16 protein-coding genes are annotated in these 21088 nt (G+C 44.8%); 12 read left to right on the top strand and 4 right to left on the bottom strand.

Features of this window, described 5'->3' with window-relative positions; translation table 11 throughout:
• Window positions 1-5 precede the first annotated feature (5 nt).
• The 5 genes from recN to feoB all read left to right on the top strand — a co-directional run bounded on the left by recN (window position 6) and on the right by feoB (window position 8470).
• Complete coding sequence (gene recN, locus BLP57_RS07090) at window positions 6-1691, top strand: DNA repair protein RecN (protein WP_092070415.1); 1686 nt, start codon at window positions 6-8, stop codon at window positions 1689-1691.
• A 150-nt stretch (window positions 1692-1841) separates the two neighbouring features.
• Complete coding sequence (gene spoIVB, locus BLP57_RS07085) at window positions 1842-3047, top strand: SpoIVB peptidase (protein WP_092070412.1); 1206 nt, start codon at window positions 1842-1844, stop codon at window positions 3045-3047.
• A gap of 324 nt (window positions 3048-3371) precedes the next feature.
• The gene (spo0A, locus tag BLP57_RS07080; protein WP_015524464.1) at window positions 3372-4178 is read left to right on the top strand and encodes a sporulation transcription factor Spo0A; all 807 of its coding nucleotides are present in this window, start codon (window positions 3372-3374) and stop codon (window positions 4176-4178) included.
• A gap of 58 nt (window positions 4179-4236) precedes the next feature.
• Complete coding sequence (glgA, locus tag BLP57_RS07075) at window positions 4237-5682, top strand: glycogen synthase GlgA (RefSeq protein ID WP_015524465.1); 1446 nt, start codon at window positions 4237-4239, stop codon at window positions 5680-5682.
• Between the two features lie 409 nt (window positions 5683-6091).
• Complete coding sequence (gene feoB, locus BLP57_RS07070) at window positions 6092-8470, top strand: ferrous iron transport protein B (protein WP_092070408.1); 2379 nt, start codon at window positions 6092-6094, stop codon at window positions 8468-8470.
• A 10-nt stretch (window positions 8471-8480) separates the two neighbouring features.
• On the opposite strand, the gene BLP57_RS07065 is transcribed toward feoB, so the two are convergent.
• Window positions 8481-9356 (bottom strand): LysR family transcriptional regulator, encoded by an 876-nt coding sequence (locus BLP57_RS07065; protein ID WP_092070405.1) that lies wholly within the window; start codon window positions 9354-9356, stop codon window positions 8481-8483.
• A gap of 171 nt (window positions 9357-9527) precedes the next feature.
• Here BLP57_RS07065 and BLP57_RS07060 point away from each other — a divergent pair, with 171 nt between their 5' ends.
• From BLP57_RS07060 to BLP57_RS07050, 3 genes are read left to right on the top strand one after another with little or no spacing between them, the layout of a single operon-like run.
• Entirely contained in the window at window positions 9528-10994 is a 1467-nt protein-coding gene (locus BLP57_RS07060) for a UbiD family decarboxylase (RefSeq protein WP_092070402.1), read from the top strand.
• A complete protein-coding gene (locus tag BLP57_RS07055; RefSeq protein ID WP_044960990.1) occupies window positions 10991-11560 on the top strand; it encodes a UbiX family flavin prenyltransferase in 570 nt (189 codons plus the stop codon). The genes BLP57_RS07060 and BLP57_RS07055 overlap by 4 nt, the downstream gene beginning before the upstream one ends.
• Window positions 11545-11925, top strand: a complete 381-nt coding sequence (locus BLP57_RS07050; protein WP_021650678.1) for a prenylated flavin chaperone LpdD — start codon at window positions 11545-11547, stop codon at window positions 11923-11925. Before BLP57_RS07055 ends, BLP57_RS07050 begins: the two co-directional genes overlap by 16 nt.
• 122 nt (window positions 11926-12047) lie before the next feature.
• Here BLP57_RS07050 and BLP57_RS07045 read toward each other — a convergent pair whose 3' ends face one another.
• A complete protein-coding gene (locus tag BLP57_RS07045) occupies window positions 12048-13421 on the bottom strand; it encodes an MATE family efflux transporter (protein ID WP_092070399.1) in 1374 nt (457 codons plus the stop codon).
• Window positions 13422-13698: 277 nt separating this feature from the next.
• Here BLP57_RS07045 and BLP57_RS07040 point away from each other — a divergent pair, with 277 nt between their 5' ends.
• The 3 genes from BLP57_RS07040 to BLP57_RS07030 all read left to right on the top strand — a co-directional run bounded on the left by BLP57_RS07040 (window position 13699) and on the right by BLP57_RS07030 (window position 17050).
• Entirely contained in the window at window positions 13699-15189 is a 1491-nt protein-coding gene (locus BLP57_RS07040; protein WP_015524474.1) for an AAA family ATPase, read from the top strand.
• 225 nt (window positions 15190-15414) lie between these two features.
• Window positions 15415-16446: a LacI family DNA-binding transcriptional regulator gene (locus BLP57_RS07035; RefSeq protein ID WP_021650674.1), complete on the top strand. Its 1032-nt coding sequence runs from the start codon at window positions 15415-15417 to the stop codon at window positions 16444-16446.
• A gap of 100 nt (window positions 16447-16546) precedes the next feature.
• Window positions 16547-17050: a gamma carbonic anhydrase family protein gene (locus BLP57_RS07030; RefSeq protein ID WP_021650673.1), complete on the top strand. Its 504-nt coding sequence runs from the start codon at window positions 16547-16549 to the stop codon at window positions 17048-17050.
• 107 nt (window positions 17051-17157) lie between these two features.
• Here BLP57_RS07030 and BLP57_RS07025 read toward each other — a convergent pair whose 3' ends face one another.
• Together BLP57_RS07025 and BLP57_RS07020 are read right to left on the bottom strand one after the other, a co-directional pair.
• A complete protein-coding gene (locus tag BLP57_RS07025; protein WP_092070396.1) occupies window positions 17158-18540 on the bottom strand; it encodes an alanine/glycine:cation symporter family protein in 1383 nt (460 codons plus the stop codon).
• 215 nt (window positions 18541-18755) lie between these two features.
• Window positions 18756-19664: a LysR family transcriptional regulator gene (locus BLP57_RS07020; RefSeq protein ID WP_092070393.1), complete on the bottom strand. Its 909-nt coding sequence runs from the start codon at window positions 19662-19664 to the stop codon at window positions 18756-18758.
• Window positions 19665-19778: 114 nt separating this feature from the next.
• On the opposite strand from BLP57_RS07020, the gene BLP57_RS07015 reads away from it, so the two are divergent.
• Window positions 19779-21083, top strand: a complete 1305-nt coding sequence (locus BLP57_RS07015; RefSeq protein ID WP_092070391.1) for an NCS2 family permease — start codon at window positions 19779-19781, stop codon at window positions 21081-21083.
• Window positions 21084-21088 lie beyond the last annotated feature (5 nt).

The following is a 21088-nucleotide window of genomic DNA, read 5'->3' as shown; positions in this document are numbered from 1 at the left end:
AATCAATGTTAGTACATCTGCATGTAAAAAATCTTGCACTGATAGAGGAATCAGAGGTGGAATTCGGACCAGGCTTAAATATCTTAACTGGTGAGACCGGAGCCGGAAAATCCATTCTGTTAGGATCCATACAGCTTATCTTGGGTGGAAAAACTTCCAGAAGCATGATTCGTGAAAATGCTTCCTATGCCCTGGTAGAGTTGCTGTTTCAGGTTGAAAACACGAAAGCCAGAGAGTCCCTTGCGGCGCTTGACATCTATCCGGAAGACGGACAGGTGCTGATGTCCCGCAAGATCATGGACGGCAGAAGTATCAACAAGATCAACGGAGAGACAAGTACTGTCAGCCAGATGAAAGCAGCAGCAGCCTGTCTTCTGGACATTCACGGACAGCATGAGCATCAGTCACTTCTTTATGGAGACCGCCAGCTGGCTATTTTGGATGTATATGGAAAGGAACAGATCCTTCCTGCCAGGGAGAAGGTCCGGAAAGCTTATCAGGAGTATCGGGACTGTGTGGATCAGCTGAAAGCACTGGATATGGATGAGGAACAGCGCAACCGTGAAAAAGCCTTTCTGGAATTTGAGATCAATGAGATCGAGGAGGCAGCTCTTATTCCGGGAGAGGACGAAACACTGGAGGATCGCTACCGGAAGCTGAGCAATGCCAGAAGAATCATGGAAACAGCACAAATGGTCCGTGGGATGACCGGATATGAACAGGGCGCCGCAGATATGACCGGAAATGCCCTGAAAGAGTTTTCAAGAATTGCAGATTACGATAAGGATCTTGCACCTTTACAGGAAGCTCTTGTGGAAATCGATTCACTTCTCAGTGACTTTTGCCGTGATCTGTCCTCTTATATGGATAGTTTGACTTTTGACGAAGAAACTTTTTTTGAAACAGAAAAAAGACTGGATCTGATCAATAGTTTGAAGGCAAAGTATGGACAGACGATCCATGAAATTTTGTCTTATCAGAAGGAACAGCAGGAAAAATTAGAAAAACTTCAAAGATTCGAAGAAAATTTCCGGTTACTGAAAGAAAAACTTATGCAGGCAGAAAAGATTCTTGAGGAAGCTTCGCATGAACTTTCAGAGATCCGGAAAAAATACAGTAAACAGCTGGATGAAAAGATTATCGAAGGATTGAAGGAACTGAATTTTGAGGATGTGGATTTTTCTATCCGTTTTGACCGCAGAAAAAATTATACAGATAATGGTTATGATGCGGTGGAATATGAGATTTCCACAAATCCAGGTGAAAGCAGAAAACCGCTGGGACAGATCGTATCCGGTGGTGAGCTTTCCAGGATCATGCTTGCCATCAAAGCGATCCTTGCAGATAAAGATCAAATCGATACACTGATCTTTGATGAGATCGATACAGGGATCAGTGGGCGTACTGCACAGAAGGTCTCTGAAAAAATGGCAGTGATCGGACAGCACAGGCAGGTGCTTTGTATCACACATCTTCCACAGATCGCAGCAATGGCAGATACCCATTTTGAGATTGAGAAACATGTAGAAGGAACAGAAACCATCACCCAGATCCATCCTCTGGAAGGAGAGGAATCTGTTCGTGAGCTTGCCAGACTTCTGGGCGGTGCCCAGATCACGCCGGCTGTTCTTGGAAATGCAAGAGAGATGAAGGAATTGGCACAGCAACAAAAAAATACAAGACTGAAATAATTTATACGTTACATACTAAGAGAGGACGACCGAAAGGTCAGTCCTCTTTTTTAACCGAATCAAGTCAGTTTCCTGCTTCAGTTGCGAAAAGCAATAAGCAGTGGGTGGGGATTTGCTTGTATCAGAAAATTACAAAGGATGTGACGTAAGATGAACAGAAAAAGAAAATACCGATGTTGGCTCCTTGTATTTCTTGCGCTGGATCTGATTCTGATGGGATGGCTGGGCTACCGGCTTCTGGACAGAAAGATCCCGGATCAGATCCTGGTGGATCATGAGGACAGCCGGGAAGTAGCCAATCTTCTTAAACGCCCTTTTATCAGCTTTGATGATGCGATCACCGTTTCAGGAAAAGACAGCTATAAGTTGCACTGCAGACTCTTGGGAGTGATCCCTTTTAAGGATGTGAAGGTAAAAAATATAACTGCAAAAGAAGTATATGCAAGCGGAGATGCAGTAGGTATTTATATGCAGACGAAAGGAGTTCTGATCATTGATACAGGCGAGATCCTTTCGGAAAGTGGTGAGATGGAAGAACCGGCCCGGGACATTGTAAAGCCGGGAGATTATATTGTGGCTTTTGATCAGAACCGGATCCAGTGCAAGCAGGATCTTCTGGAGGATCTTGCAGATCTTTGCGGAGAATCTGTAACACTGAAGGTCCGCCGGGGAAAAGAGACGATTCCCCTGTCCCTAACGCCTGTGAAAGATGAAAAAGGAAAATACAAGCTTGGAATCTGGGTGAGGGACGATACACAGGGAATCGGAACCCTGACTTATGTGGACGAAAATGGAGGGTTCGGTGCTCTTGGCCACGGGATCAGCGATGTGGATACCGGCAAACTTTTAAGTATCGCAGATGGAAATCTTTACAACGCCCAGATCCTGGGGATCCGGAAAGGAGAAAAAGGAAATCCCGGAGAACTATCTGGTCTGATCCGATACGAAGCTGACAATATCCTGGGTGAGATTTCCGAAAACAGTAAAAACGGCATTTTTGGAACTGTGGATGCTGATCAGGTGAAAAATCTGGATCTGAAGAAGATTCCTGTAGGTTACAAACAGGATCTGAAAATTGGACCCGCATCTGTTCTCTGCTGCACAGACGGCGAAGTAAAAGAATATGCCGCAGAGATCACCAGGATCGATATGAACCATGAGGATTCTAATAAGAGCTTCGTGATCCAGATCACAGATAAAGAACTCCTGGAAAAAACAGGTGGGATCGTTCAGGGAATGTCTGGAAGTCCTGTGCTTCAGAACGGAAAACTCTTTGGTGCCGTGACTCATGTATTTGTGCAGGATTCTACCGGCGGATATGGGATTTTTATTGAAAATATGACAGGCAATGCATAAATCTGCAGTTGAGGAAAGAGGCACAAAACATGGAAAAAGTCCGGGAAAAGTGCCTCTTTTTTATATGGGGAAAAATGCCGGATACAGATTGAAATACCTGCATTTTAGTGAATTTTGTGATATATAAGAGAAAAAATGTCGAAAAATATCGTACGAAAGTGTGATAAAATAACTACTTTTATCTTGATTTTACTACAGGATTTCCACTATAATAATTTTGTCGCCAGCAAGGGGAAAGCGCAGGCAGCTAACAGTGTCGGTTACTGCCGTGGTGACAGGGGGTATGTCTGGAAACCCAAGGAGATAGAAGTTAGGAGGGTCCTCATGGACAAATTAAATGTTGCAATTGCTGATGATAACGCGAAAATGACAGACATGCTCGGTCAGATGATCGAAGAAGATAAAGACCTTGAACTGGTCGGAAAAGCACACAACGGAGAAGAAATCTGTAACATAATCAAAGATAAGGAGCCGGATGTGGTGATTCTCGACATCATTATGCCGAAGATGGACGGCCTTTCCGTTATGGAGAAATTTTCCCATAACGCAAATGTCAAAAAAGTTCCAGTGTTTATCGTATTATCTGCAATTGGACAGGAAAGGATTACAGAGGATGCATTCAGTCTTGGAGCAGACTATTATGTTTTGAAGCCTTTTGACAACACCACACTTTTAAACCGGATCAAACATATTCGGAAGATTGGGGACAGAAGAGTGCGGGAGATTGCAAGGCCAGGTATCACAGAAACCAAAAAGCCTCAGCCGGAGAGGAATCTGGAAACCGATGTGACGAATATCATTCATGAGATCGGAGTTCCGGCACACATCAAGGGGTATCAGTATTTAAGGGATGCGATCATTTTGTCTGTCAATGACATGGAAATGCTCAATTCCATTACCAAGGTATTATATCCAACCATTGCGAAACGCCATCAGACAACACCGAGCAGAGTGGAGCGGGCGATCCGACATGCGATCGAGGTGGCATGGAGCCGAGGAAAGATGGATACCATTGATGAATTGTTTGGATATACTGTAAGCACCGGAAAAGGGAAACCCACGAATTCTGAATTTATAGCACTGATCGCAGATAAAATCAGACTAGAATATAAAAATCGGTCTTTAAATTAGATGAATTTTGGAGTATAATCATAAATAAAAACGGGTGTACCCAGGGAGGGGAATACAGATGAAAAAAATTCTGTTTGCTACATCAGAAGCAGTACCTTTTATCAAAACAGGAGGACTCGCTGATGTTGCCGGCTCACTGCCTAAGTGCTTTGACAAAAAATATTTTGATATACGCGTGATCTTACCGAAATATGCCTGCATGAAACAGGAATGGAAAGACAAAATGGAGTATGTGACCCATTTTTATATGGATCTGGGATTTAAGAACTGCTATGTAGGCATTATGCAGATGCAGTATGACGGGATCCAGTTTTACTTCATTGACAATGAATATTATTTCAGCGGTCCGAAACCATATGACAGCGCACCATGGGATCTTGAGAAATTTGCTTTCTTTTCCAAAGCTGTGTTATCGGTTCTTCCGGTGATCGGATTCAGACCGGATATCATCCACTGTCATGACTGGCAGACAGGACTTGTTCCGGTTTACCTTCACGATTCTTTCCAGGAGAATGAATTCTTCCGTGGAATCAAGACTGTTATGACAATACATAACCTGAAATTCCAGGGTGTATGGGATGTTAAGACTGTTAAGGATATCACAGGCCTTTCCGATTACTACTTTGCGCCGGATAAACTGGAAGCATACAAGGACGCAAACTTCCTGAAGGGCGGTATGGTATTTGCAGATGCCATTACCACAGTAAGTAATACCTATGCAGAAGAGATCAAGACACCGTTTTATGGTGAGAAGCTGGACGGACTTCTCAATGCGAGAGCCAACAGTCTGCGTGGTATTGTAAATGGTATTGATTACAATGAATTCAATCCGGAGACAGATCCGAATATCACCAAGAACTACAATGCAAAGAACTTCCGCAAGGAGAAGATCAAGAACAAGATCCAGCTTCAGAAAGATCTTGGACTTGAGCAGGATCCGAAAGCTATGATGATCGGTATTGTATCCCGCCTGACAGATCAGAAGGGATTTGATCTGATCGCTTATATCATGGACGAACTGTGTCAGGATGCGGTTCAGATCGTTGCTCTTGGTACCGGTGAGGAACGTTATGAGAATATGTTCCGTCATTTTGACTGGAAGTATCATGGCAAGGTATCTGCACAGATCTACTATGATGAGGCAATGTCTCACAGAATTTATGCAGCATCTGACGCATTTCTGATGCCGTCACTGTTTGAGCCATGTGGCTTAAGCCAGCTGATGAGCCTTCGTTATGGAACTCTTCCGATCGTCAGAGAGACCGGTGGTCTGAAGGATACAGTTGTCCCGTACAATGAATTCGAGGGAACCGGAACAGGATTCTCCTTCGTAAATTACAATGCACATGAAATGCTTGCTACGATTCGTTATGCAGAGAGTGTATATTATGACAAGAAACGTGAATGGAATAAAATGGTAGATCGCGCGATGGCTGCAGATTTTTCCTGGAACAATTCCGCACGTCAGTATGAGGAAATGTACAATTGGTTAATTGGTGAGTAAGGATTCACCGAAGCGGTTCTCGCAATAAAAAGGCGCAGACGACAGATAATATGTCGTTTGCGCTTTTTTATTGCGGGAATATACATGGATGTTATTGTATGTCTGCAAAAAAAATATGAAGATGTTTGTTTATCAAACAGGAATTGTGCTAAAGTGAGAAAAAATATAAATGTTAATGATAAATAACTTTTGAATTGGTATTATTTATACGAAACTTATCAGATTAATCAGTTATTGTCAAATAACTTAAATTGTGTTACATTTATATTAGTACATCGTTTTTGAAATAACTATACCATTCACTTGTCTGTGAATCCGATTGATATAGTTATTTACGAAACGATGTACCAGTGGATAATACAGATATATGTATTGACCATGTAAATTGTACTTATGATGAGGTGACAATATGACACTGGACAAATTAAAGACTGGAGAATGTGGCAGAATCATCAGTGTTCGTGGCGAGGGGGAGCTGAGACATCATCTTCTGGATATGGGGCTTACACCGGGGACAGAAGTGTCTCTTCGTAAAACAGCTCCTATGGGAGATCCGGTACAGCTTGTGCTGCGCGGATATGAGCTGACATTGCGGCTGGCGGAAGCTGCAAAGATTGAGATCGTATCGATCGAATCCATGACGGAAACGAAGAAAGAAAATGAACGGCATCAGCCGATTGCTCATCCTGGTGTGGGAGAACTTGGAAAGGCTCGAGATTATCGCAAGAACCGGATCGGTGATACGATTCCCAAAGGGGAACCGATCACGTTTGCACTGGCAGGTAATCAGAACTGTGGAAAGACAACTCTTTTTAATCAGCTGACAGGCTCCAATCAGCATGTTGGTAACTTTCCGGGTGTAACTGTTGACAAGAAAGAAGGAAGCATCCGGAGGCATCCGGAGGCAACGGTAACGGATCTTCCTGGAATCTATTCACTTTCCCCGTATTCCAGCGAGGAGATCGTAACAAGAGATTTTCTGCTGAATGAGAAGCCGACAGGAATCATTAATATTGTAGATGCTTCCAATATTGAGAGAAATCTTTATCTTACCATGCAGCTGATGGAGCTTGGAATCCCAATGGTGCTGGCCTTAAATATGATGGATGAGGTAAGGGCAAATGGAGGCTCTGTTCGGATCAATGAACTGGAGGAGATTTTAGGAATTCCGGTTGTACCTATTTCAGCAGCGAAGAATGAAGGAATTGATGAGCTGATCGATCATGCAGTCCATGTTGCAAGATACAGAGAAGCACCAGGAAGAATTGATTTCTGTACTGACAATCAGTCACCGAAGGATCCGGTAGGCGCACTTCACAGATGTATCCATGCAGCCGTTCATCTGATCGAACCCTATGCAAAAAAAGCAGGACTTCCTGTACGTTTTGCAGCTACGAAGATCGTAGAGAAAGATTCTCTGATCGAAAAACGTCTGGCTTTGCCTGAAGGTGAAAAAAAGGTTCTTGATGGGCTGGTACATGTTATGGAGAAGGATGGCGGTCTGGACCGTGAGGCAGCTCTTGCGAACATGCGCTTCAATTTTATTGAAAAGCTTTGTGAGAAAACTGTGGTAAAACCGGCAGAAAGCCGTGAGCATAAACGAAGTGTCGCCATAGATCGTATCCTTACCGGAAAATATACAGCAATTCCCTGTTTTGTGGGAATTATGGCAATTGTATTTGTGATGACGTTTAATTATCTGGGAGCCTGGCTTTCAGACGGAATGACTATGGTCGTGAACTGGGTAATTGCACTTATTGGCAGGGGACTGGAGGTGGCAGGTGTCAGCTCAGTACTGCGGTCACTGGTTGTGGATGGAATTTTAAGCGGTATCGGAAGCGTGATCGGATTTCTTCCTACGATCGTTACTTTGTTTTTCTTCCTGTCAATCCTGGAAGATACCGGATATATGGCTCGTGTAGCCTTTGTTATGGACAAGCTCCTTCGAAAGATCGGACTTTCCGGAAGAAGCTTTGTGCCGATGCTGATCGGATTCGGCTGTTCGGTGCCGGCCATTATGGCAACCAGAACATTATCCAGTGAACGTGACCGGAAAATGACGATTCTGATTACTCCGTTTATGAGCTGCAGTGCCAAGCTTCCGATCTACGGACTTCTCACCAGTGCATTTTTCCCGAAGCAGTGGAGAGGAGTTGTGATGATCAGCCTTTATTTTGCAGGAATTCTCTGCGGGATCCTGTATGCGCTGATCCTGAAAAAGACGAAATATAAGGGAGAGCCGGTTCCGTTTGTCATGGAGCTTCCCAATTACCGGCTTCCTTCTGCAAAAAGTGTAGGACAGCTGATCTGGGAAAAGGCGAAGGACTTTATCCAGAAAGCGTTTACAATTATTTTTGCGGCAACGCTGATCGTGTGGTTCCTGCAGAACTTTGATGCAGGTCTTAACCTTGTTACCAGCACAGATCAGAGCCTTCTGGCAAAGATTGGAAGCATCGTGGCACCACTTTTTGCTCCGCTGGGCTTTGGTGACTGGAGAGTATCCACCGCATTGATCACGGGCTTTATGGCAAAAGAGAGTGTTGTGTCTACGCTGACAGTCCTTCTGGGCGGAAATACGGCGTTGCTTCAGACTTTATTTACACCGTTTACTGCTTACGTATTTTTGATCTTTACTTTGCTCTATACACCCTGTGTTGCAGCTATTGCAACTGTGCGTCGGGAGATGGGAACTGTAAGAGCTGCCGCTGGTATTGTAGCAGTACAGTGTGCCACTGCATGGATCGTTGCGTTTGCGGTACATGGTGTGGGAATGATGCTTGGATTATAGAAAAAATACCTTACATATGGCTTTTCACAAACTGCAGAAAACATTCTGCAGAGGTTGTGAGAGCCATATTTTTTTTATGGGCAATTCCAACAGATAGCTTTTTCAGTCCATTAACCGGGACAGCAACAAGCGAAGGCTGACGAAAGAACTGAAAGCTGCTTTCTGTAAGAAGACTGATCCCTTCGCCAATTTCCACTGCGCTGACAATAGATTCTGCGCGGGCAGTACGCAGAAGCTGAGGGTGGATCCCTGCATTATGAAAACTTTGCATACAGAAACGGTAAATGGAGGTGTGCGGAGGCATCAGGATAAAAGATTCTTTTTTCAGTTCGGAAAGAGAGACCGATTTTTTGGACGCGGAGGGATGAGCTTCAGGAAAAACAGCAACCAGACGGTCTGCTGTGAGAGCATGAAAAGTATAGAGCTCCGGGTCTATCATGTGTTTTCGTACAAAGATCAGATTAAAAAAGTCTTTTTCAAGACCGGAAAGAAGTTCTTCGTCTTCTACCTCCTTCAGAGAAAAAGAAAGCTCCGGGTGTGTATCACAAAAACCGTGTATCACAGAAGTAAGATGGTACTGAGAAAGAAAAGGAAGTGTTCCAATATGAAGTGCCTGGAGCTTACTGTCCTTAAAATGGTACACTGCTTCCAGAGAACGATGATACTGTCTGGAAATCTTAAGTGCTTCTTTGTAAAAAAACTCTCCTTCAGGAGTAAGCACAGCAGTACGCTTGCTGCGGTCCCATAAGGTAAGCTCCAGTTCTTTTTCCAGTTTCATGATCTGCTTGGAAAGGGAGGACTGGGAGATATGCATAGCTTCTGCAGCATCAAAAAAAGTCCGGGATTGAGCTGCACAGATAAAATAGTCGATCTGTTCAAGAGTCATGGTAACACCTGCCTTTTAGAAAATAGTGACAAATCATTCCATATTGGAAACAATTATATCATAGAAAGAATTGATTCACCATGTAAAAAAGAGATAAAATAACATAAGAAAATAAAGATGTTACTGAGAACGGAGTGAACAGTAATATAAAGATAACGCAGGAGGTTTTTTATGGCAGAAAAAGTAAGAGATCTGAGAAGTGCTCTGGCATTTCTGGAGCAGATGCCAGATCAGCTGATCGAAACAGAGGTGGAAGTTGATCCGATGGCAGAGCTTGCAGGGGTATATCGTTATGTAGGAGCCGGTGGAACGGTGAAGCGTCCCACAAAGGAAGGACCTGCCATGATCTTTAATCGTATAAAAGGACACCCGGATGCAAAGGTAGCTATCGGTCTTCTGGCAAGCAGAAAAAGAGTTGCTGCTTTACTTGACACTCAGCCGGAAAATCTTGGAAAGATGCTCTGCAAAAGCGTGGAGAATCCAATTCCACCAGTCGATCTTGAAGGCGATGCACCGTGTCAGCAGGTGGTGCATAAGGCAGCAGATCCAGATTTTGACCTCTATAAGCTGGTTCCTGCGCCAACGAACACACCGGATGATGCGGGCCCGTATATCACACTTGGCATGTGCTACGCCACACACCCGGATACTGGAGTTCACGATGTGACCATTCACCGTCTCTGCATTCAGGGAAAAGATGAGCTTTCCATTTTCTTTACACCTGGTGCCAGACATATCGGAGCAATGGCAGAGCGTGCTGAGGAGCTGGGACAAAGGCTGCCGATTTCTATCAGTATCGGAGTTGATCCTGCTATTGAGATCGGTTCCTGTTTTGAACCGCCTACAACACCACTGGGGTATGATGAGCTGTCTGTAGCCGGTGCACTGCGCAAAGAGCCGGTGGAACTCTGTAAATGTTTAACCGTTAACGAGCGTGCCATCGCCAATGCGGAATACGTGATCGAGGGAGAAGTGATCCCGGGTGTGCGTGTAAAGGAAGATCAGAACAGCAATACCGGATACGCCATGCCGGAGTTTCCGGGATATACAGGGCCTGCAAGTGATCAGTGCTGGCTGATCAAGGTTACAGCAGTGACACATCGTGAAAATCCGATCATGCAGACCTGTATCGGGCCAAGTGAGGAGCACGTATCCATGGCGGGAATCCCTACAGAGGCCAGCATCTATGGCATGGTGGAAAAAGCAATGCCTGGAAGACTTCAGAACGTATACTGCAGCAGTGCCGGAGGTGGAAAGTATATGGCTGTCCTTCAGTTTAAAAAGCTTTCTCAAAGTGATGAGGGAAGACAGCGTCAGGCTGCACTTCTTGCATTTTCCGCCTTCAGTGAGCTGAAAAATGTATTTCTGGTAGATGAAGATGTGGACTGCTTTGATATGAATGACGTACTTTGGGCGATGAATACGAGATTCCAGGGGGATGTGGATGTGATCACCATTCCGGGTGTCCGTTGTCATCCTCTTGATCCGTCCAATGATCCTGCATTTTCTCCAAGTATCCGTGATCATGGAATTGCATGCAAGACTATTTTTGACTGTACGGTGCCTTATGATCTGAAGGAAGATTTTCACAGAGCCCGTTTTATGGAACTGGATCCGGAGAAATGGCTGAAAAAATGAAAAAGAGAATTATAGTTGGTGCGACAGGTGCAAGCGGCCTGCCGCTCCTTGTAAAATGTCTGGAGATCATCCGGGAGAATCCGGATTTTGAGTCTTATCTGATCATGAGTTCCAGTGCAGAGCTGACTCTTCGCCAGGAGACGGAGCTGGAACCGGAGGATGTGAAACGATTGGCAGATCATGTATGTGCACCGGGAGAAATTGGGGCAAAACCGGCCAGTGGTTCTTTCAAAACAGAGGGGATGCTGATCGTGCCCTGCAGCATGAAGACGATCGCGGGGATCCACAGTGGCTATGCGGATAATCTTATTCTGCGTGCGGCAGATGTGACGGTCAAGGAACAGAGAACACTGGTGCTGGCAGCCAGAGAAACACCGTTAAGCGGGATTCATCTCCGAAATCTTTATGAGCTTTCCATGCTTCCGGGAGTGCGGATCATTCCGCCGATGCTGACGTTTTATCATAAACCGGAGAGCATTGATGATATGGTGTATCATATTGCGGCAAAGCTTTTGGAACCGTTTGGGATCGAAGCAAAGGAGTATCGCAGATGGAATGGATTGTAAAAGAGTGTGTGGAGACTGCAGGCTGTAAGCTGGAGGTCAGTGCTGCATTTGTTGGAGAGGATGTGCTTATCTGTCTGAAAGGCGGAGAGAGACCTCATCTGGGATGTGTGGTGCAGACGGAACCGAGAGTGTCTCTGACAGGGGATGGTTCTGTGAGTGCGACTTCTTCAGTTTTGAATTTTCCGGGACATAAGGACGAGGTGATCTGCCGGTGGATGGCGGAGCAGGTTTCGAAAGAGCTGGGAAAGAGAGTGGTTTGCACCGGGGGATTTCATAAGGATGGTATTTCGGAGAAAGAGATCCGGGAGGTGCAGGGAAGTGTTGTGCGTCTGACAGAGATGGTGATAGAAGGACTGCAGCGGTAGTTGAGTAACGAACGGCCGGAACCTGCTAAAGTTATTTTCCAAAAGTCCGAAACTTTCTTCGCTCAAACAGCGAATTTTTGAAAAATAACGCAGATTCCAGCCGTCTAAAATGTTTCTGTATTCTATTTATTTTCAAATATATTCTCGCGGGTAATATTCTTAGCCCACTTCCCACTGAGATACCTTTTGATCACCCATGGCCACTTCACAAATTCATCCGTACAGAGCAGAAAATACACCCACATAACCGGCAGCTTCAGTACAAAAGCAGCGAAGAATCCAAGGGGTACTGCATATACCCACATATCAATGGTATCACAGATCAGACCAAACTTTGTATCACCACCTGCCCGGAACACACCAGCGATCAGGGTTGTATTTACGGCAGACCCCATAATATAGTAGCTGTTGATCAGAAGCATATATTTCAGATAATGCATGGCAGTGGGTGTCAGGGACGCAAATCTCATTACGAACGGTGTGATGGCAAGAACGATAAGTCCGCCCAAAAAACCTGCAATAACAGTAAGCTTCAGTGTTTTGGAAGCATAACGCCTGGAACGTTCCAGATCGCCCTGCCCCATAACATTGCCTAGAAGGATACCTCCTGCACTGGCAATACCGAAACAGAAAACAGAGCCGATATTACGGACTACTACAACCAGAGAATTGGCAGCAACCGCATCCGTACCAAGATGTCCCAGGATCACAGAGTACATGGAAAAACCAATACTCCAGGAAATATCATTGCCAAGAGCCGGCAGGGAAAGCCGCACGAAATCACTGAACAGCAGTTTGTTTTTTGTGAACATACATCGGAGATCCAGTCGGACATTTTTGCTGAAAGCAGAAATAATAAAACAGGCGATCAGCTCGATCATTCTGGAAAGTGCAGTAGCAATAGCCACACCGGTAGCACCAAGCTTGGGTGCTCCGAACAATCCGAAGATAAAAGTCGCATTCAAAAGGATATTCAGTCCAAATGCCAGCATATTCATCGCCATGCTGGTAGTTACCCGGCCAATGCTTCGAAGGACAGCCAGATAAACCTCCGTCATACCCCAGCAGATATAGGTGATACCCATAATGCGGATATAGGAAGAACCAATGGCCAGAAGCTCCGGATCGTTGGTGAACAGTCTCATCATCATCTGTGGCATGGTAAATGCAACGAGTGCCACGAGAACAGAGATGATCATGGAAAAACGAAGAGCGATTCCCTCGATGATCTGAATGGCTTTGTAATCTCCCTTTCCATAATACTGGGCACAAAGCAGGGTGGCTCCCGTACCAAGACCGTAATAAACCATAAACAGGACATTGGAATAATTCGCTGCCAGGGATACTGCGGAGATGGATGACTGACCTACAAAGTTCAGCATGATAACATCGGCGGAATTGACCGCTGCACTTAGCAGATTCTGAATGATGATGGGGATGACAAGCTTAACGATCTGTGGATAAAAATCATCCTGCTGTGAAAGTTGATTTCTCATTTCCTCCTCCAAAAAAATACAATTACAATGACGTGAAAAACAGTAAATCACATACATGGTAACTGTGTCAGCTTTCGTAAAAATGAAAGCAGACATGATTGCACGATAACATAGTTTACAGGCAGTGTCAATCGGCAAACTGCAAAATTGTTTAAACAACTTACGGAAAAATGACGAATACAAAAAATGCATAAAAAATTATATCAGCAGTTGTTGAGATTTCCAATCCATGATAAACTGAATGAAGATATTTTTCAGAGAAAGAGGAGTAAAAAATATGCCAGTTTTTGATTTCAGCGCAGCGCCGGCAGATAAAAAAGAGACAAAAAGCCAGTGCACATATACAACATTTCGTTCTAATGAAACAAAAGCCACACCGGAGAAACCGGTGCTGATCCTGGATAACAGCAAAAGAGAGTGGAAACATCATTCCTGCGGATATTTTTCCAATCCTGCGAAGCAGACTGCATTTGAGTTTAAGGAAGAGGACGGTGTTTTTCCGGCAGACATCCTGAAGATCGATTCCCGTTTTACAAGCCTGATCAAATGGCTCGGAGAAAATCATATCAACATCCGTCTTTCAGGACAGAATACAGAAGAAGGATATGCTGTTTACAAAATCCGTGAGATCGCTTTTGGCGGAGGCACCAAACTTTCTGCTGAGGACGGATTTCTTCAGTTTATGATCGAGCGTCTGTTTGCAAGCAGTGCGCCGGCAGAAGAAAATGAGAACGATGAGGAGGAAGAAGACGGTGACGATATGAAGCTTACCAGTATTCAGAGTATCACCGACTTTATGAACTGTGCCGGAAAGACTATGCCGGATAATATCCGTCTCTGGGCAAGAAGAAATCTGGCAGTTGCCCGTTCTCATGAGGTTTCTCAGGAGGAAAGACGCCATGCCCAGAGAGCACTTTCCATCATGATGAATATTCAGTGGAAGCATAATTATTTTGAGTCTATTGATCCGAAGGAAGCACGCCGTATCCTGGATGAGGAGCTTTATGGAATGGAGCGTGTAAAACAGAGGATCATTGAGACGATCATTCAGATCAACCGTACTCATACACTTCCTGCTTACGGACTGCTTCTTGTAGGACCGGCAGGTACCGGTAAATCTCAGATCGCTTATGCAGTTGCAAGAATCCTGAAAATGCCGTGGACAACCCTGGATATGAGTTCGATCAATGATCCGGAACAGCTTACAGGAAGCTCTCGTGTTTATGCAAATGCCAAGCCTGGAATCATCATGGAGGCTTTTTCCATGGCAGGAGAATCCAATCTGGTATTTATCATCAATGAGCTTGACAAGGCTGCATCAGGTAAAGGAAACGGAAATCCGGCAGACGTGCTTCTGACACTGCTGGATAACCTTGGTTTTACAGATAACTATATGGAATGTATGGTTCCGACAGTTGGTGTCTATCCTATTGCCACAGCCAATGATAAGGCACAGATCAGCGCACCTCTGATGTCACGTTTTGCAGTGATCGATATTCCGGATTACACACCGGAGGAAAAGAAGATCATCTTTTCCAGATTTGCGCTTCCCAAGGTTCTGAAACGTATGAGCCTGAAACAGGAAGAATGTATCGTAACGGATGAGGCGCTGGACGCAGTAATTAAGAAATTTGAAGATACCACAGGAATCCGTGATCTGGAGCAGGCTGCGGAGCATATTGCGGCCAATGCCCTGTATCAGATCGAGGTGGATCATGTGAAGGCTGTAACCTTTACCCCCGAGATGGTACAGGAGCTTCTGGACTGACAAGGGAACCAGTTTTGCAATGATAAAAATGCTTCCGGAGATTTTTTCGGAAGCATTTTTGGCTGAGGGAATGCACCTGTTTATGCCGGGCCTGTCTGATCGTAAAGGAAAATTATAAAAATAATGAAATCAGGGATTGCCTGAGAAAGTGTAAATGTGTATAATGAGACAAAAGAGCGTGCGCGTGAACACAAAGCACACAGGAGATGTTTTGGAGGGTAAAATATGGCAGTAACATTACAACAGATTGCGGAAGCAGCAGGAGTTTCAAGAGGCACTGTGGACAGGGCACTGAACAACAGAGGCCGTATCCGCCCGGAAGTAGAGGAAAGGATCAAAAGGATCGCCCGGGAGATGGGATATCAGCCCAGCCGTGCCGGTCGTGCCCTTGCCATGGCAAAGAGGAAAATCCGTATCGGTGTGATCCTTCAGTATATGGAGACTCCTTTTATGCAGCAGGTTTTAAAGGGAGTCCTGGAAGCAAAAGAAGAAGTGGAGAGCTTTGGCGGAACAGTAAAGATCTATGAGATCGAAGGCGTAGAACCGGAAAAAGTAATGGCTGCAATGGAAGAACTCCGGGAAAAGGGGTTTAATGGAATCGCGCTGACTCCATCAGAGGATCAGCTTTTGAGAGCGAGGATCGATCAGTATCAGGAAGAGTATGGAATTCCGATAGTTACCTTTAATGCAGATCTGGAAGATACAAAAAGGTTATGTTTTGTGGGACAGGATACCTTTCAGGCCGGTCGTACGGCAGCAGGCCTGATGTGGGAGATGACAGGCGGAAACGGGCAGGTTGCCATAATTTCCGGACAGGTTGCCAATCCTGGTCTGATCAGCAGGCAGAAAGGATTTACGACAGAGATTAAAGAAAGCTTTCCGGGAATCGAGATCGTGGATATAAGGTATTCTTATGATGACGAATGGGTGGCATCCAAGATCGTGGAAGAATTTCTGGAGCTTTATCCGGAGCTGACCGGGATCTATATTACGGGTCATGGTGTAAAGGGTGTCTGCCAGACCTTGCAGAAGCTTGGAAAGGATAAAACCATGCATGTGATCGCCAATGATTTCCTGGAAGAAAATCTGAAATGGCTGAAAGAGGGGACGATCAATTTCCTTATCGGTCAGGATGCGGCTGTACAGGGACATTCTCCGGTGATTATTTTGTTCCAGCTTCTCTTTGACAGCAAGGCACCGGAAAAGGAATACCAGTATACAGATATTGTGATCCGGACGAAATATAATATGGGTTAAAAAGTCAGTATAAACATTAAAATTGCTGTTGTGCACGGAGTCTATAGTTAGATTATATACCAGGGTTCTGTGCAGAAAAAAAGCAGATTCAGGAGGAAAAATGAATTATAAAAATGTAAAGATCGCAGAAGGTGCCAGGATCGCAAAGCAGTCTGTGATCCTTGGAAATGTAACGATCGGCCGTGACAGCTGTGTATTATATTATGCGGTGATCCGCGGAGATGATGCGCCGGTAGTGATCGGAGAAGAAACCAATATCCAGGAAAACTGTACCATTCATGTGAGCCACAACATGCCGGTCCATATCGGAAACAACGTTACTGTGGGACATAATGCGGTGATCCATGGATGTACCATCGGAGACCGGACATTGATCGGAATGGGAGCCGTGATCCTGGATGGTGCAAAGATCGGAAATGACTGTATCATAGGAGCCGGAAGCCTTGTGACTAAAAATACGGTGATCCCGGATGGCTCCCTGGTAATGGGAAGTCCGGCCAGGATCAAACGAAACCTTACCTGGGAAGAGAAGCTTGGTATCGTGGAAAACAGCAAAGAATATCTTGCTGTGTCCGAAGAGATGAAAGCGCAGGATGTATTATAAAAAAGTGAAGAAGACATTTGTAAACGGACAGCTCCGACTGCTTTGTAATATGAGAAGTAGTCGGAGCTGTAACTTTGTTATATAAAATGCTTATATTTATCGTTTTTTTATTTATCGATCACTTCCACCGGTGTGTCATCCCGTGCATCCAGATCGTTGATATATTTTTTGGTCTCTTTTACGATCACATTGGAAAGCAGTAGTACTGCGATCAGGTTTGGAATAGCCATCAGTGCATTCAGGATATCCGCTACGGTCCATACCAGGTTCAGAGAGATAACAGGGGAGATGGCAGCTACCGCAATGTACAGCACACGATAGGGAATGAGTCCCTTTTTGCCGGAGAAATACTCCACGCACCGCTCGCCATAATATGCCCATCCAAGGACTGTAGAATATGCGAAGGAAATAATACCCACTACAAGGATCACAGGACCAAGAACCGGGATCTGCTGAAAAGCCAGTGTAGTAAGAACACCGCCATCAGTGATATTTCCCATGTCGATCGAAGGATTTTTCATAATACTGGTTACCAGAACAAGACCGGTCATCAGACATACCACAACGGTATCCCAGAATGTACCGGTGCTGGAAACGAGAGCCTGACGAACCGGATTTCTTGTCTGTGCGGCAGCAGCGGCGATGGGGGCAGAACCCATACCGGATTCATTGGAAAAAAGTCCTCTTGCGATTCCATACTGCATGGCCATCATGATACCACGTCCTACAAGACCTCCTGCAGCAGCACCAGGGGTAAAAGCAAATTTGCAGATGGTTTTTACTGCGGGAATGATAAAATCGAAATTGATCCCCAGGATGATGATACATCCGATCACATAGAAAAATGCCATAAACGGAACAAGACGTTCACATACATTGGCGATGGATTTGATCCCGCCGAAAATAACAAGGGCAGTAAGAACTGCCACAGCAATGCCGATCGCTGCCGGCGGAATATGAAGGTTCTCATTACATACCGTTGCAATGGCATTGACCTGGGTAGCACATCCGATTCCAAAGGAAGCAAAGCCACCGAAAAAGGCAAAAATCAGACCAAGCCAGCGCATATTTAATCCGCGCTCCAGGGCATACATAGCACCACCCTGCATACGGCCGTCTTTGGTCTTAACGCGGTATTTTACAGCGATGAGAGACTCACTGTATTTGGTGGCGATTCCGAAGACACCGGTAAGCCAGCACCAGAGGACTGCACCGGGACCGCCAAGAGCAATGGCAGTACCGACACCGATGATATTTCCGGTTCCAATAGTGGAAGCAAGGGCTGTTGTCAGGGCGCCAAACTGGCTGACTTCACCTTCCGCATTGGTATCTTTGGTGACAGACAGGCGAATGGCGGTACCAATCTTACGCTGGATCACACCGGTACGGATGGTCATGAAAATATGGGTGCCCAGAAGTAAAATGATCATCCACCAGCCCCACACCAGACTGTCGATCTGGTTTATCACACTTCCGATTGCATTCATCATAGAAATCTCCTCCCTTTCTCAAAGCGAAATATCGCAGGACTGCAGAAATAACACAAAGGCGTACAGACATAGGAAATATGTGCTGTACGCCCTTGTACGTTACGCTCTTAAGTTTTGATTATTGTGTTAATTATACAGGAATATTCAGAATAATGCAACAAAAACATTCCCTCTGAACAGAAGATTTTTTGCTTCAATATATGTTGATCAAAACACTACAGGACCGTCCTCGCAGTACATATAAAATCCCGGGCGTACTGTGGGAGATAGGTACCTCTTCGGTATGCAATTGTTAGTGTGCTGAAAACACCATCTTCACCAATGGAAAAACAGGCTGGTTTTACAGGGAGGTCCATATTTTGGACATAGGTTTCCGGGGTGAAACACATACCAAGTCCTTGCATGCAGAGTTTGACACAGGTTTCTGTGTTGCGGCTCTGTATTGGCACATAAGGCTTGATATGGGCAGCTTTCAATGCTTCCAGCGAAAGCTGTCCGGTAGTCTGTTCCGGAAAATGCAGGATAAAAGGCTCTTCTGCCAGAAGTGAGAGATCAAGCTTCGGGTATATGCCGTGAGTGGATACACTGCCGGCAGCAGCCAATGGGTGCTCCGGAGGCATGATCAGAAGGATTTCTTCTTTTTTCAGCAGTTCGTATTCCAGCTTGGGGTGTTTATGTACTTCATTGAAAATGCCAAAATCAAGCTGATCATTGAGCAGAAGTTTTTCCTGGATAGAATATGCCTCTTCCAGGATATTGACCTTTACTTTAGGATATTTTTGAAAAAAAGAGGTCATGATCTGAGGAACCATACAGGTACTCCTCATCAGTGGGAAAGCAACGTTCAGTTCTCCTTCATTATTTTCTGTAAGATCTTTCAGCTCTTTTTCCCAGTCCTGTTGTATCTGCAGGATCTTTCGGGTATACTCCATATATTTGCGGCCCGCAAAGGTAGGTGTATAGCTGTTTCCGCTGCGGCTGAACAGCTTGGTCCCCATTTCTCGTTCCAGTTTCTGGAGATGCTTGGTCAGGGTTGGCTGGGAAATATAAAGCTCCTGTGCGGCTTTTGTAAGATTCTGATATTTGGCAATGCAGAGAATGTACTTCAGTTCATGATAGTTCATGTTTTCCTCCAATTATTCCATTTTGGTATAATTTTTATGTATAATATGAATTTGACTTCCTGATATGCATATTTTACAATACATCCTATCATCATATCAAGGGGGAAAAAATAAATGAAAAACTGGCTGGAAAAACAGTTCAGACTGTCTGAGTTCAATACAAATATAAAAACAGAACTTCTGGCAGGACTGACAACTTTTGTAACTATGGCATATGTGCTTGCCACGATCCCAAATATTCTGGCAGGCGCCGGTTATGATAAACACACGACTCTGACAGCTATGATCATTCTGATCATTGTGACCAGCTGTGCAATGGCATTGGTTACCAATCGACCGTTTGCTCTGGCTCCGGGACTTGGAAGCGTTGGAATTATTGCGTCTATGATTACCAATGAAGGCGTAAGTATGCCGATCGCAGCAGGTGTGATATTCTGGAGTGGTGTTCTTTTTATCATAATTTCATTCTTTGGTCTGAGAGAAGCCGTGGTACGTGTGATCCCGATAAGCCTGAAACAAGCGGTTAGTGCCGGTATTGGTCTGTTTATCGCACTTCTTGGTGCAAAAAACTGTGGATTGATCGTGGCAAATGATGCAAAAAACTGTCTTTCCTTTGGAGATCTTGCATCTCCATCTGTGATCGTAGCAGTGATCGGATTTCTGATCCTTCTGGTGATCAAGGTACGAAATATACCGGGTGGTATGATTCTTGCGATCCTGCTGACCACTCTGGCAGGAATTCCTTTCGGTGTTACACATGCTCCGGAATCCATTTTTGCATTTCCGGCAGGTATCGGCCATCAGTTCCTGAAAGTTGATTTTATGGGAGCGCTGAATTTTGCTTATATTCCATTTCTGATCGCTCTGTTTGTACCGGATTTCTTTTCTACATTCGGAACAGTTCTGGGAGTGGGAGCAAAGGCAGGCTATCTGGATAAGGATGGAAATCTTCCGGGTATTGATAAATGCTTTAAGGTAGATGCGATTGCAACAAGCTTTGGAGCATTGTTTGGAATGCCGAGTCTTACTACTTATCTGGAGTCATCTGCAGGCGTAGAAGCAGGAGGAAAAACGGGACTTACGGTTATTTTTACAAGCATTTTCTTCGGACTTTCGCTGTTTCTGGCACCACTGGCTCTTGTGATCCCATCTGCGGCAACCGGTCCGGTGCTGATCTATATCGGCATCAATATGCTTGGTGCTATGAGAAATATTGATTATTCGGATATTACAGAGTATATTCCGGCATTTTTATGTGTAACCTTTACGATTTTTGCAAATAATATCGCAAATGGTATCTGTGTGGCGCTTCCGGCTTATCTCGTTATGAAGATCGCAGCAGGAAAGATCAAAAAGGTTGAACCGGTCATGTATGTACTGGTAGCAGTCTGTCTGTTGTATTTTTATTCAATTATCTAAGGATG

This window comes from Blautia sp. SF-50 (assembly GCF_900101315.1).
Lineage (GTDB): Bacteria > Bacillota > Clostridia > Lachnospirales > Lachnospiraceae > Blautia_A > Blautia_A fusiformis.
This window is presented reverse-complemented; position numbering and strand designations above follow the sequence as displayed.